At 63.2% G+C, this 13,572-nt stretch carries 9 protein-coding genes and 1 tRNA gene; 8 read left to right on the top strand and 2 right to left on the bottom strand.

Annotated features, from left to right (window positions below; all coding sequences use genetic code 11):
- Positions 1-150 precede the first annotated feature (150 nt).
- Complete coding sequence (locus EHS19_RS09655) at positions 151-1,482, top strand: winged helix-turn-helix domain-containing protein (protein ID WP_151917552.1); 1,332 nt, start codon at positions 151-153, stop codon at positions 1,480-1,482.
- A 189-nt stretch (positions 1,483-1,671) separates the two neighbouring features.
- Here EHS19_RS09655 and EHS19_RS09650 read toward each other — a convergent pair whose 3' ends face one another.
- Positions 1,672-2,079 (bottom strand): pyridoxamine 5'-phosphate oxidase family protein, encoded by a 408-nt coding sequence (locus EHS19_RS09650; protein WP_151917550.1) that lies wholly within the window; start codon positions 2,077-2,079, stop codon positions 1,672-1,674.
- Positions 2,080-2,444: 365 nt separating this feature from the next.
- On the opposite strand from EHS19_RS09650, the gene EHS19_RS09645 reads away from it, so the two are divergent.
- The 7 genes from EHS19_RS09645 to EHS19_RS09615 all read left to right on the top strand — a co-directional run bounded on the left by EHS19_RS09645 (position 2,445) and on the right by EHS19_RS09615 (position 10,654).
- The gene (locus tag EHS19_RS09645; RefSeq protein WP_241677197.1) at positions 2,445-3,380 is read left to right on the top strand and encodes a DMT family transporter; all 936 of its coding nucleotides are present in this window, start codon (positions 2,445-2,447) and stop codon (positions 3,378-3,380) included.
- A gap of 263 nt (positions 3,381-3,643) precedes the next feature.
- Positions 3,644-5,812: a hypothetical protein gene (locus tag EHS19_RS09640; protein WP_151917549.1), complete on the top strand. Its 2,169-nt coding sequence runs from the start codon at positions 3,644-3,646 to the stop codon at positions 5,810-5,812.
- Between the two features lie 374 nt (positions 5,813-6,186).
- Positions 6,187-6,453, top strand: a complete 267-nt coding sequence (locus EHS19_RS09635) for a MerR family transcriptional regulator (RefSeq protein ID WP_151917547.1) — start codon at positions 6,187-6,189, stop codon at positions 6,451-6,453.
- Complete coding sequence (locus EHS19_RS09630; RefSeq protein WP_151917545.1) at positions 6,450-7,985, top strand: prealbumin-like fold domain-containing protein; 1,536 nt, start codon at positions 6,450-6,452, stop codon at positions 7,983-7,985. Before EHS19_RS09635 ends, EHS19_RS09630 begins: the two co-directional genes overlap by 4 nt.
- Before the next feature lie 82 nt (positions 7,986-8,067).
- Entirely contained in the window at positions 8,068-8,928 is an 861-nt protein-coding gene (locus EHS19_RS09625) for a nitroreductase family protein (protein WP_151917544.1), read from the top strand.
- A 154-nt stretch (positions 8,929-9,082) separates the two neighbouring features.
- Positions 9,083-10,390, top strand: a complete 1,308-nt coding sequence (locus tag EHS19_RS09620) for a hypothetical protein (protein WP_151917543.1) — start codon at positions 9,083-9,085, stop codon at positions 10,388-10,390.
- A gap of 191 nt (positions 10,391-10,581) precedes the next feature.
- A tRNA-Ala gene (locus EHS19_RS09615) sits at positions 10,582-10,654 on the top strand.
- Positions 10,655-10,769: 115 nt separating this feature from the next.
- Here the strand turns inward: EHS19_RS09615 and EHS19_RS09610 are convergent.
- Positions 10,770-12,827: a PASTA domain-containing protein gene (locus EHS19_RS09610; RefSeq protein WP_175578414.1), complete on the bottom strand. Its 2,058-nt coding sequence runs from the start codon at positions 12,825-12,827 to the stop codon at positions 10,770-10,772.
- Positions 12,828-13,572: the final 745 nt, after the last annotated feature.

The following is a 13,572-nucleotide window of genomic DNA, read 5'->3' as shown; positions in this document are numbered from 1 at the left end:
CCCGCCAACGCCCCCGCCAGCAACCCTCCCCACCAATGACCCCGCGCGTTGCGCGCAGCACAGCCACGTGCCTATAGTTCTTAAGGAACAACGACGAAAGCCGGGAACCAAACGGCCTTCAGTCAGCCACACACCCCAGGAGGCGGTACGATGAATGTCCTGTTCGCCACCGGAAGCCCGGCGCTTGCCGCCGCGATAGCACAGACGCTCACCAGAAGCGGCCGACACGTCGCACCGGTCACATCAACGGACGAATTCGACGACGCCGTGAACGAACTCGACAGACACATCGATCTGATCATCCTCGACGACCTGACCGACGCCGCACTCATCGGTCGGGTACTCAACATCGAAAACGACACGCAACCCAAACCACAACAACCACAACAACCACAACAACCACAACAGCACCAGCGACCGCAGCACGACCGGCAGTTTCCCCCGGCGCGGCCGAAACTGCTGCTCCTCGCCACCAACCGTCTGCCGACGGCGACCTCGTCATCCGTCAAACGCAACGGAGCAGGCGAAACGTCGCCTACGCGCGAATCCGCTCCGCTCGACCAGGCAGCGCCATCACAAGCAGCGCCATCACAGTCAGCGCCATCATCGACAGCGGCGGTTTCGCCAGCGTCACCAGCAAAGGCGGCAGCTCAGACGCGAGAGTCAACGAACCGTGTCAGACTGTCCTCGACCATGAAGCCTGTGCGGAGAAATCCCATCGGTCTGCACACCCCTGACAGGAACGCGCTCGCCGCCGTGCACCCCGACGCTACGCTTGCCAAGCCCTTCACCGACGCGGAACTCATCTCCTACGTCACATTGCTGACCGAGCTGACCGACGACGCGGACACGATGCCAACGGGCCAGCTCTCATCAAGCAAAGTCCCGCCATATCAGGCCGTCTCCTCAACAGCAGCACAAAACGCAGCGCCAGCCGCAGCACCAAGCGCAGCACAGAACACGGCATCCACCGGTCCGACACCGGCCCAAGGCATGGCCGCGACGGCACCGATCACGAATGCGCAGCCGGCCGCACAGCCGAATGTGCCGCCGACCGCCGACATGGCACGCGACATCAGCCCAAATGCCGCTGCCGGCACTGGTGGACCAGACATCAGCGAATCAGGCACCGGCGAACCAGGCACCGCCACACCGAGCATCGCCGCCGCAGCGCAATCGCAACGCATGCCGCGCCTGCTCATCCACGGCGATCTGACGTTGGACACGACACGGCATCGCGCCTACTGGCAGGGCTCGCAGCAGCCGCTGGCGCTCTCGCCGCGCGAATACAAGACCCTTGAACTGCTGGTGGGCGCGAACGGCGAGTTCCTCACCTTTGACGAACTGCTGGAACGCGTATGCGGCACCGGCTTCTTTGAGCAACGCGACATCATGGACGGCGTGCTGTACTCGCTTACCCGCAAACTGCGCCGGCTTGGCTTCTTCATCACGCAGCGCGGCCGCCGGTACCGCATCCGTTAGAGAGGTCCGATCCGCCCGACTCACGCCAACAACAGTGCGGGCGGCACCGCGCGCATTGCGCAGGCCGCCCGCCCCTATTGATTCGCCAACTCGACGCTGGCAAACCACTGATCCTGAAGCGATCTGAATCAAAAGCGATCTGAATCAAGCCTGCACCAAATGCCGACTCAGTCCCGCTTCGGACCCTGCTCAGTCCTTGTCGATGGTCTTGCCGGCGTTCGGACCGGAGGACAGATCCTGGATCTCGGTGACCTCAAGCACCGGAATCGCGGCGGGAACCTTCGTGCCGTTGGCCTGCGCCACACGCACCTGCTCGTCGTAGATCGCGTCATCGGTGTGCAGCGTCACGACTCCGCGAAAACGGTAGCCCTTCTTCTCGGCGAGGTTCGCCACGGCCACAACCAGCGGAGAACCGTCCTGAAGATTGCGGTAGTGCTGGCCGGCGGTGCGCTCGTGATAGGCGAGATGATGCTCGTCCAGCACGAACAGCGACATCTTCGGACCCAGATCGAGGGTGCCGTTCTTGTCAACGGTGGTGATCCACGCCGGCTTGTTGTTCTCGATGAATGCCTTGATTTCCGGGGTGATGGTTGCCATATCCATGCCTTTCCTATGATTCGACGCCGATCGCAGCTGCGATGCCGCAACCGCATCGGCCCTTGTATCAAGAGTACGCCAACATTGCCAAATCGGCTCTGCGCAAAGCACCGTCGGAGCGGCATTGTGAGCAACATCACCTGCGACACCCCGGCACCGCCTTCGGCGTTCGACGCGCTATCGTGGTAAGGCGCGCGGCTTAAGCGCCCGACACGGCATCGTCCGCCCCGCGAGCAAGGTACGACAGCGCCACAGCGCCACAGCGCCACACACCGCAGCGCACAGCGCCACAGCCAGCGCACCATGACCGATGGGAAGAGACCGGCTCCAACAGGACCACTCCAAGGAGGGAGCATATGCCGCATATGTCGCAACGGCAACCGCATCGCAGCCACTCCGCGTTCCAACGCTGGCGTAGTTCACTGTCACGGTCGTTCCCGCCGAATCTCGCCCGCCTGATGCTGCTGTGCTGCGCCGCGTTGTGGGGCGGCAGCTATCTGGTCGCGAAGATCGCCCTCGATACGATTCCGGCGCAATGGCTGATGGCGATGCGCATGGTCGGCTCGTGCGCGATCATGTTCGCCCTGTTCCATCGCAGCATCATCCCCGCCCTCACCCCGCGCATCATTCTTCCGGCTTTGGCGGTGGGCCTGACCTATTGGGGCACGATGGTCGCGCAGACCATCGGATTGAAGACCATCGACCCCGGTCGCAGCGCCTTCCTGACCGCCTCCTACTGCGTGCTCACGCCGTTCGTCGCATGGATCGTCTCGCGGGCCAGACCCAAGGCGGTCAACCTGGTCGCCGCCGTGATCTGCCTCGCCGGCGTGGGCTTCGTGGCGCTCAAGCCCGGTTCGTCGTCGCTGGCGCTCAGCTCCGGCGACCTGCTGACGCTCGCCTGCGCGGTCATCTTCTCGTTCAATCTGACGTTGCTGGGCGTGTATGCGAAGCGCTTCCATCCGATCGCCGTCACGTTCGTCCAGTTCGCCGTCGCCGGCGTGATGTTCCTCATCGGAGCGCTGATCACGGAGCCGGCGCCGAGCGGAGCATGGCTCGCCCCCGGCGTGATCGCCAGCTTCCTGTACCTGCTGCTGGGAGCCACCACCGCGGCGCAGATCATGCAGAACATCGGACTCGCCCACGTGCCCGCCTCCAGTGCGTCGATCATCATGTGCACAGAAAGTCTGTTTTCCGTTGGCTTTTCGGCGCTGTTCTGGTCGGAGCGCATCGGATGGACATCGCTGGTAGGCTTTGCGCTGATCTTCGCCGCCGTGCTGATGTCGGTCACTGCAAAACGCTGACGACGCCGACGGGTGCCGCTGACGTTCTCCCGGTTCCGCTGACCCATATTATGGATGAGCACTGCATGGCCCCGCGCATCGCTCGCGTCCGACAGCTCACGTCCGACACAATACCGATATGCTTCACCGCCCCGTATCTTTTTTTTGGGGGGGGGGAAGTTATCTTTGTGCCTGTCAGTAGCGTGTCCGGGGTGGCGGGCAGCAGTGGTGCGGCTTCCGTTCCGGCGCGATGTCTAATTGCGCGGAGTAGAGGGAGTTCGGCTGTGTTCGGATTGCGTGGTCGTGGTCGTGATGATGCTGGTGTCGAGACAAGGCCGGTGCCGTTGCCTGGCGGGGGGACACTTGGGGGCGGTTCGTCGATTGGCGCGGCGTCGGCTGCGGGCGCGTCGGCTCATGGTCAGGCGCGGCGTCGGGTGTTGCCTGTCGTGCTGGCATTGCTGCTGCTGGCCGCTGTAGGCGTTGCGGCCGCGGTCGGCGTATGGTCTGGGCGTTCGTCCGCGCCGGCTGAGGGGGAGCCGGCCGCTGCGGTCAATGGTTCGTCGGCGAACGTGGCTGGCGTGGATTCCCGCTCGGATGATGAGACTGCGCGCAAGGAGCACGACCTCGACGTCAGGGCCGCCACCCCGGACCGGAACGACAAGTCCAGCCCGGTGATCGTCACCGTCACGCCGAAGGGCGACGGCACGAACAACGGCAAAGCCGACGACAAGACCGGCACCAAGGCCGACGTCACGACCGGCACCGTCACCGTGCTCAGGGACGCCCCCGACCACAGGTCGGCGACCGGCTCCGTGCGCGCCGCCGCAGGCGACACGATCACCGTCGCCTCGATCAACGACGACGGCACCGTCAGCCGCGCCACGCACGTCGTCGCCAAGGACGACGTCGCCAAGGCGGAAGGCAAGACGGACGGCAAGGACACGTCCACGACCGGCACGTCCAAGAACGCATCCAAGAACAATGCATCCAAGGACGCCGCCAAGGACGCCACGGCTTCAACCGACACGTCCAAGGGCACGTCCCAGGACGATGCCAAGGACGATTCCAAGGACGGCATGCTCGACCTCGACACGCCGAAGGACCCGGACGTCACGGCCGACCAGCTCAAGGCGTTCCTCGACGCGCTCGACAAGGCGCACAGGGCCGGCAAGATGACGGACGGGGCGACGAAGGCCGCCGCCGAGGCCGCCGCCAGGAACCCCCACGCCGACGACGCCGTGAAACGGGCCGCGTCCGGGATCGTCGACGCGATCGGCAAGGCCGGCACCAGGACCGACGACAAGAAGACCGACAACGCCGATGCCAAGACCAACGGCAACAACGACGGCAACGGCGACGCCGGCGCATCGGACAAGCCGGCCAACGGCACGAACGGCGGCCAGACCGCGACGCCCGCGCCCACGCCCTCCAAGCCGACCGGCAACGGATCGGCAAACAACGGATCGAACGGCAACGGCAACGACGCCCCGAAGCCTCGCGTCTGGGTCGAGACCAAGCCCGCATGGACGGAGACCGTCCACCACGATGCCGTCACCCATGTCGAAAGAGTCAAGGTGAAGGACGCCTGGGACGAGACCAAGCTCGTCGTTCGTATCAGGATCTACGACGGGATGGGCGGGGAATGGTATTTCGATTCCCTCAGCGAAGCCGAAGCATTCGCAAAGGCCGAAACCCTGAAGGGCCACGGCGTCGCAATGCAGGACATGTCGCAGTACAAGACCATCCACCACGAGGCCGAATACCAGGACAGGACCGTGATCGACAAACCGGCCTGGGACGAGAACGTCAAGGTGCGTGACGCGTGGACCGAACAGGTCCGGCACCCCGCCGAATACAAGACGGTCACCCACAAGGCCGAGTACAAGACGGTCCAGCACCCCGCCGTCACCCATGTGGAGCATGACGTCCTGCTGAAGCCGGAGCACACCGTCCACCACGAGGCCACCTACGAGGACCGCAAGGTCGTCGACAAAGCCGCGTGGACGGAGCCCATCCCCGCCACCTACAAGACGGTGCATCACGAGGCCGAATACAAGACCGTCCACCACCCGGCCGTCACGCACACCGAGAAGGTCAAGGTGAAGGACGCGTGGGACGAGAGGGTCGACCACCCGGCCGAGTACAAGGACGTCCGCCACCCGGCCGTCACACACACGGAGAAAGTCAAGGTCAAGGACGCCTGGAACGAGACCGTCCCCGCCAGATACGAGGACAAGACCGTCACCGACAGGGAGGCCTGGACCGAGAAGGTCAAGGTACGGGACGCCTGGACCGAGACCGTCCACCACGCCGCGCGGTACGTCGACCGCACGGTCGTCGTCAAGGCCCCCTGGACCGAGAGGGTCGTCGTCAGGGAGGCGTGGACCGAGACCGTCCGCCGCGAGACCGGCCGCCGCTGGGTCGAACCGGTCGGCCACTGGGAGTGGCGCTGAGCCACGCCGGCCGATCCCGCCCGTCGATGACGGACCCCCATGGGTGACGCCCGCCACACCGCCGACGGCTCCGACGAGCCGCCGGCGGCTCTTTTTTTCATCGGCATCGCCCATGACCGCCCATGACCGCCCATGACCGGCATGGGACATATCGTGCCCCGTCGCGACACGCCCGGGCCACCTTGTATGCAAGCCGTCCGGAAACCTCCTCCTTGCCGGGTTTTGGCGCATGCGCGCGGTGCCCTACAGTGGGCCACGTCCATGGGCGGCCCGCCGCATGGACCATGCGCGCCCATGGGTCACCCGTGCCGCGCATGGGACCCGCGCGGCAGGCCGCCCTCCACCAACCACATCAGGAAAGGAGGCGGCCCCATATGGACGACATCCGATCGATCGACACGGACCGGGACGGCAAGACCCGGCTCATCATCCCCAAGCGGATGCTCACCATCCGCCAGCTCGTCGCGCTCGGCTACGGGTCATACGACACCCTGTGCCGGTACGTGCGCACCGGCGAGCTCAAAGCCTACCGGCTCGGCCAGCGCTATCTCGTGCGCGTGTCCGACGCCGCGCGGCTGCTGGAGCCCGTCGAGCCGAAGCCACAGCCAGGGAAGGCCACAGGAGAGGAGGAGGCGCGATGACCACCGATCACATCACGAACCGCCGGCGCGGCCGGCTGGCCAGGCGCATCACGGCCCTCGTCGCCGCCATGCTGACGGGCCTGACGGGACTCGCGCTGGGCGTCGCCGCGGCGCAGGCCGCGGTCACCGACCAGCCGATGCACGACCCGGGCTATCTGGCCATCAAGAAGGTCGTCGAGGGCTCGTCCACGCAGTTCGCCGGCGGCATCACCGACCTGTCGGGCGCGAAGTTCGAGCTCAACTGGTACAAGGGCGTGAACTACGACTCACTTGACGACCTCAACGGCAAAAAGCCCGACGGCACGGCCGTCTGGACCACCGACAAGGATGGCTTCATCTCCATCGCCACCGGCCAGCCGGAAGGCGATGATCTCGGCTGGATCATCAAATCCCCCACCGGAGCGAACGCCCTGCCGCTCGGCACCTACACGGTCGTTGAGAAGTCGGTCCCGGCCGGCACCGTGCCCATCGGCAGCAACAGCCCCAACTACCTGTACCCGATGTTCCGCATCGTCGACTCCGGCGACCACGTGAACTCCAGGATCGAGCAGATCAACACCTGGAAGAAAACCTACCCCGACATCGGCTCCAAGGACACGGACGGCACCATCGTCGTGCCCAACCACCCCAAGCTGACCGGCGTGTCGGTGACCAAATACGACGAGGAGACCGCCGCCTCCGCGCCGCAGGGCGACGCGACGCTGGAGGGCGTGACCTACGTCATCACCAACCAGTCCGACGATCCCGTCTACATCCGCGAGGGCGCCAAGGGCCTCATCACCGAGGGCAAGCAGCCCGCCGAAAAGCAGCTCGCCGGGTCCACCGACAAGGCGAACTTCTACACGTACGCCAAGGGCGAGGCGATCATGCGCATCACCACGGTCAAGGAGACCGACACCAACGGCAAGGCCGTCTACCGGGCGAAGACCGACGACAAGGTGCTGCCCCCGGGCGACTACCAGATCAAGGAGGAGCACACCCCGCTCGGCTACGCCAACGCCGGCTGGACGAAGGACTTCACCTATAAGACGACCGACCCCGACGGCGGCCCCGACGGCAAACCCTTCGAGTTCAGCCAGTCGAGGGATGGCGACAAGGACGGCGACGGCGGCAACTACAACAAGGTCTGGCGCGGCGGGCTCGCCGTGTGCAAGGTCGACACCGACCGCCAGTCCGGCAAGCCGCTGACCGATGTGGTCAAGGACGAGGCCGAGTGCTCCAACGCCCCCGCCTCCGTCAACCAGGGCGACGGCGACCTCACAGGCGTCGAGTACACCATCACCAACACCTCCGAGGCCGCGGTGGTCATCCCCCAGAGCGAGGAATCCTCCGCATGGGTGACCAACAAGGCCAATGTCGCCACCGCCAAGGACGGGGCCAAGGGCTGGCTGGTCGGCCCGGGCCAGGTCATCGGCGTCATCAGGACGCAGGACCTGTCGGGAGGCAAGGGCGACGGCCCGTTCATCGCCTTGTTGCGCGGCGTTCTTCGGAGTCTGTCTCTTCGCGTGTTGCGCGATACCCCATTTCAATAGTCTTGGTATGATGACGGCATTCACGAATCGCGCACAGTCCCGGCACAACCGACGACGCGCAGCAGCCGCACAAGGAGCATCCATGCACATCATCGAAGCCATGACGGCACGCCACGCCACGCGCGCCTTCGACGAAACGCCGATCTCGGATGACCAAGTCCAGTCCCTGAAGCGACTCATCCAGCGGCTCAACGCGTGCGGCGACCTTGATATACAGCTTATCCACGACGAGACCGACGCCTTCGGAGGATGCCCCACCCACTACGGGCGGTTCCGCAACGTGCGCTGGTGCGCGGCGCTGATTGGCACGGACAAGGGCGGCACGGATGCGACCATTGCGAATACGACCGGTGGCGATACGACCGGCGCAGGAGCAGTCGGCGGCGAGCCGGGTGCCGTGCGCGATCTGGATTGGCGCGTCGGCTATTTCGGGGAACTGTTCGCGCTGGGGGCAGTCTCGATGGGGCTTGACACCGGTTGGGCGGTGCTGCATGAGACGAACGATCATCACGGATCATGGCGTATGCTCGACGGCGAGCGCATGCCGGCCGTGATCGCCATCGGGCATGCGGCGCGACCCGGCGTGGCGCATCGTGCAAAAAGCCTTGATATGCTCGGCGCGGTCGAATCCGGCACGCTTGCAGACGCGCCCGCATGGTTTGTCGCGGGACTGTCCGCCGCGGCGCTTGCACCGAGCGCGCTTGGCAAACAGCCGTTCCGCTTCACGCTGCTCGCCGACCGGCATACCGTTCGCGCCGAGGCGCTGGACGGCGTGCAGGCCGAGATCGGACTCGGCATCGCGATGTGCCATTTCGAATTGGGTGCATGCCACGGCAATCCGGTCGATTCCGGCGATACGAATGATTCCGGCGACGCTGCACCGTTCGCATGGCAGAATGCGCCGGTGGGCCCCGCCACGATGATCGTGAGGCAATGGCGCTGATCCGCACGGTTCTGAACCATTCGGCGCATATGCACCGAATAGTTGCTGAATATTTCCTGAGTGTGATGTGAATCTGTGGCGAAGATCGCAGATTTTCACGTTAGGCACACCATTTCGCCAAGTGTCGCCAAGAAATATCGCTACCGTACGTGATGTGAGAAATTTTTTCAAAGGCATATCACTGACGTCCATCGCGGCTGGCGCACTCGCCGCGGTCACGTCGTTCCTGCTGTCGGCGAAGATCGGCATCGCAGGTTCGGTGATCGGCGTGGCGATCGGTTCCATCGTCTCCGCGGTGGCGACGCAGATCTATCAGAACGTGCTCAAGGCATCCGGCGAAAGGATCCAATCGGCTGCCGGACTGAATGACGAGGCATCATCCGATCAGTCGTCGGAGGAACGATCGCAAGAGCAGCCGCGCGCCGACGAATCGGCAGCGTCGGCGACGTCGGCAAAGGCAACGGCAATGTCGGCGGCATCGGCGGCATCGGCGGCCGATATGAACGGCGACGACAGGAACGCGCCGAACGCGACGCGCACCATGCCGGCGATCCCAGCGCCTCCGCATGCATCCGACGACCGCACACGGATGATCGAAACGCCATATCAGCGCATACCCGAATCAGCCGAGCGCGCCGGAGGCGAACGCATCGGCCGCGTCGTCTCCTCATATGAGTCGGCCGGCGGGCCGTCATCGGCGAACATATACGACCGCAGACGCGCGACATCCCACGCCTATCAGGTCGGCCAGGTGCGCAAACGCGGCGCGATGACGTCGATGACCGCACACGGCGCCGATGCGGCTCGATCCAAGCGCATCGCCATCATCATCGCCATCGTCAGCTCGCTTGCCGCCGTCGCGATCACCGCGATCATCATTCTCGCCATCACCGGCGGCAACGGCACCGATTCGGTGGTGCGCGACTGGGTGAATCAGACCAGCGTGCCTGCTTCCCCACAGCACGAACCGAACGATTCCCGAGACAAGACCGGTGCAGGAGACGACAAGACCGGCAGCGACAAGACCGGCAGCGACAAAAAGGAATCCACGTCGAACAACGATTCCGACTCCGACTCGCAATCCTCGAACGGCTCCGACAATAACGGCTCGAGCGACTCGGGCACCTCGTCGGATTCAACTTCGACGAACGGCTCCACGAACTCCGGCAACACAGGAAACACCGGCAGTTCAGGCAACTCCGGCAGCGATTCAGGCACGACGAACGGCAACGGCTCCAGCGACTCCAACAGCTCCAACGGTTCGACGTCGAACGGCACCGGCTCGTCCGGCTCCGGTTCCGACTCAACCGGGGCGAATGGGACCGGAAGCGGATCGGATTCAGGTTCCGGAGGCACCTCCAACGGGTCGGACGGCTCCAACGATTCGAGCAACGGCTCGGGCAGCTCATCCGACTCCGGCAGCGGTTCGACCGGGAGCGCCGGCACGAGCTCCTCGCAGTGACGCTGCCGGGTTGTGCCTCAAGCCGGTCGGCTTCCCTCCTGCGCTGCCGTTTATGAGCTGGCGTGAACGCGCGCGGTTTCCCCACAATCCATGCCACCGCGATGCCACCGCGATGCGCGACACGCCGATTTGGCTGAAACGACATCCCGTTGTAACCTATCTAAGGCTCGTTTGAGCAGATAAGTGAATACGGGGCTATAGCGCAGCTGGTAGCGCATCTCCATGGCATGGAGAGGGTCAGGGGTTCGAATCCCCTTAGCTCCACAGCTACACAAGACCGCCGATTCGGCGGTCTTTTTGTTTTCAGCGAACATGCCTCTTGCTCAGGTACCTATCGTGTCTATCGTGGCTATCGTGCCTCTTGCTTGCCATGGTTCCTCTATTCCCTGAGATAGTATGCCGTTTCACTGTTCGGTGCTGGATTCATATGCCATCCCATGAAGTACAGGCACGGCCTGCTGGTGTCGAACGCACCTCGATTGCCCTGCGCTCGGTCGAACGGCGACATATCGGAATACGGTTCGAGTTTCGTGTTCTTGAAGATGTACAACACTGAAATGGGACGCTCGACGAAGCTGGATTCCGGAGCGCCTTCATTGAGGCATGCGCGCAGTCCACGTATCCTTCCCTTGTCGGGGACCCCGCAGACGTAATCGCTTTCCGGCCCCTCAAGATCGATATAGTATCCGGGTTGTCCTTTGACGTATGTCATCCACTGCGATTTGCGACGATCAGCCGTCAACCGTGTCGTTTTGAAGCTCTTTCCGCCACCGCTCACTCCCCGTATCACACCCTTGGCATCCAACGACACACACGAATCATCCTTGGTGCAGTATGTGCCCGCGATGGGCGCGAAGTTGTCTCGATCAGCCGCTTTGGTGATCTCCTCGACGCTATAGTCCCTGTGAGCCGACGACTCCGCTTCCGCGGACGTCGCCTTCGCATCGGGGAGTGCGTCCCAGTCAAGCGCATCCACGCCTTCTTCGAGATAGTAGACGGAGGAATTCGACGGGGCCGGTTTCATCGGCACCATGGTGGACTTGAGCGAAGAACTGCCGGGGATGAACGGATTGCCGCCCACATACCCGCCACCGATCTCCTGAGTCGTGGTCGAATACCTGGTCTTGTCGCGCACGAGAATGAATGGACGGTCCCTATCCACTGGCTTGTCCTTGGCGGCATCGGCCAACTCGTCCTTATCGAAGTACCCGCTTGCCTCAAGTTTGTCGATCTGCGAGCCAACCGTGAAGTAGACGTAGAAGTCACCCATCTCATAGCGAGCTCCGGAGATCTTCGTATTCGCTCCGTTCGGCAGTTCATCCCAGCTCTTCAACTGACCGTTCACGCACTCCTGTCCGACGCCATTGAAGGAGGCAGGCGTGTCGCCGCAATAGTAGCCGGCTAGATCAGAGTGAGGAAGCATCTCGAACATGCCCCAGTTCCTGTTCATAATGAATCGATACCCGTATCCGGCTCTTTCCGCTTCCGCCCCCTCCTTGGGAGTCGGACATGGAGCCTGGATATTCGCGCATGCGGACAGTGGGACGGCTCCGCCATTCACTACGATGTCGTCGTTGTAGTCAAGAGTATAACCGGCCTTAACGTCCAGTGTCAGGCAATCGCCGTCGATCGTGCAGTACCGTCCTGCGACGAAATCCCCCACCCCGCGTTGAGTATCCGGCATATTGCCCGATGCAGGAAGGGTGAACACATCCCACATCTTGTCGGCACCGACCCCGTAATACAAAGTGATCAGTCCGCCGTCGGGAATCCGTTCTCCCGCAGCCGGGTCGGACGCTGCCACCTTGTTGAGATATCGCTTCGAGGAGAATCGCGGTTTGACGATGACCTGATAGCCCTTCGATTCCAGTCTGCGACGCGCATCGGCTGGCGACATGCCCACCAAATCAATGGGCACAGTCGACTCTCCGGCGGCATTGTCGGAACCAGTATCAGCATCAGCGCCGTCGTCACCCACCACTGCCAGATAGATGCCTTTGGATTCATCGACGACCGGCTGTCCATCGGCCGGTTCACTGGCGATTACCGTTCCCGGCTTCGTCTTCCCGGAATCAAGTAGCGTCACCGTTTTGACATGCACCGGAACCCGCATTGATTTGGCTACGGTCTCCGCCTTGTCCCGACTTTGCCCGACCGTTCCCTTGGGCACTCCCGGACCAAGGGATTCACGAACCGTCACCACCTCGTCGCGGCCGATACGGTCGCCGGATTTGATTGCAATGCCCTGTTCGTCACGCATGCCGATGAACGTGGTTTTGCGATGTGCTGAATACTCCTTGACGATCTTCGTCGCGATGTCATGCTCTTTCAACGTCGATGCAGCTTGCTCCGCCTTGATGTCGACATCGCCGCCAGCAGATGGACTCACGACCGGGATCTCACGTTCACCCCACCATCCGAGATGATGGGTAAGCACCACGCCTCCTACCGAAATCATACAAGCCACAAGCACCCCGGCAACGAACATCGCCCAGCGAAAACGGGTGCCGCGTTGCATCGTCTGAGACGCATCGGCGGCACGAACCTGCGCACTGGCACCGCCCATGGGAACAGGAGGCACGGGAGGAATGGAAGGCATCGGAACCGGAGGCACCTCTGCAATCGTCACCGTATGGGAAGGCAGCGGAGGTTGGGACGGAAACCCGACTAGCGGCGATCCGCATTGTGCACAGTGCCGAGCACCATCATTATTGGCAGTATGGCAACGGGGACATTGCATGGCAGGCTCCTCACCGATCTGGCCCATTAGGCATAGTTCATGAGACATAATGCTTAACCGGACAATGCCATTCTAGCGGTCGCCTGGCGTGCGTGGCGGTGTGAAGTGGGGTGCTGTTTCGGGGCGTGTTGTCAGCGATCATTATTCGGGGATTTTGGGTTGATCTCCCGATTCTTGTTCACTGAGCGTCTCGTAGCGATCGGAATTCGGGAGCAGTGGGTTGATTTCCCGAATTCTGTTCGCTGGGATGGCCTCAGTGAACAGTGGCCTCAGTGACCATTATTCGGGAGATGGCGGTTTGTTTCCCGATTTTTGTTCGCTGGGGCTTATGACCATGCTGTGGCGCTGCTTCGTTTGTGCTCGATGCCGTTGTCCGATGATGGCTTGTGGCGGTTGTGTCGCTGAATCGTCCGTAACTGCGCGTGATGACGAGGGTGCCGCG

The sequence above is a fragment of the Bifidobacterium jacchi genome (genome assembly GCF_009078285.1).
GTDB classification, from domain to species: Bacteria; Actinomycetota; Actinomycetes; order Actinomycetales; family Bifidobacteriaceae; genus Bifidobacterium; species Bifidobacterium jacchi.
This window is presented reverse-complemented; position numbering and strand designations above follow the sequence as displayed.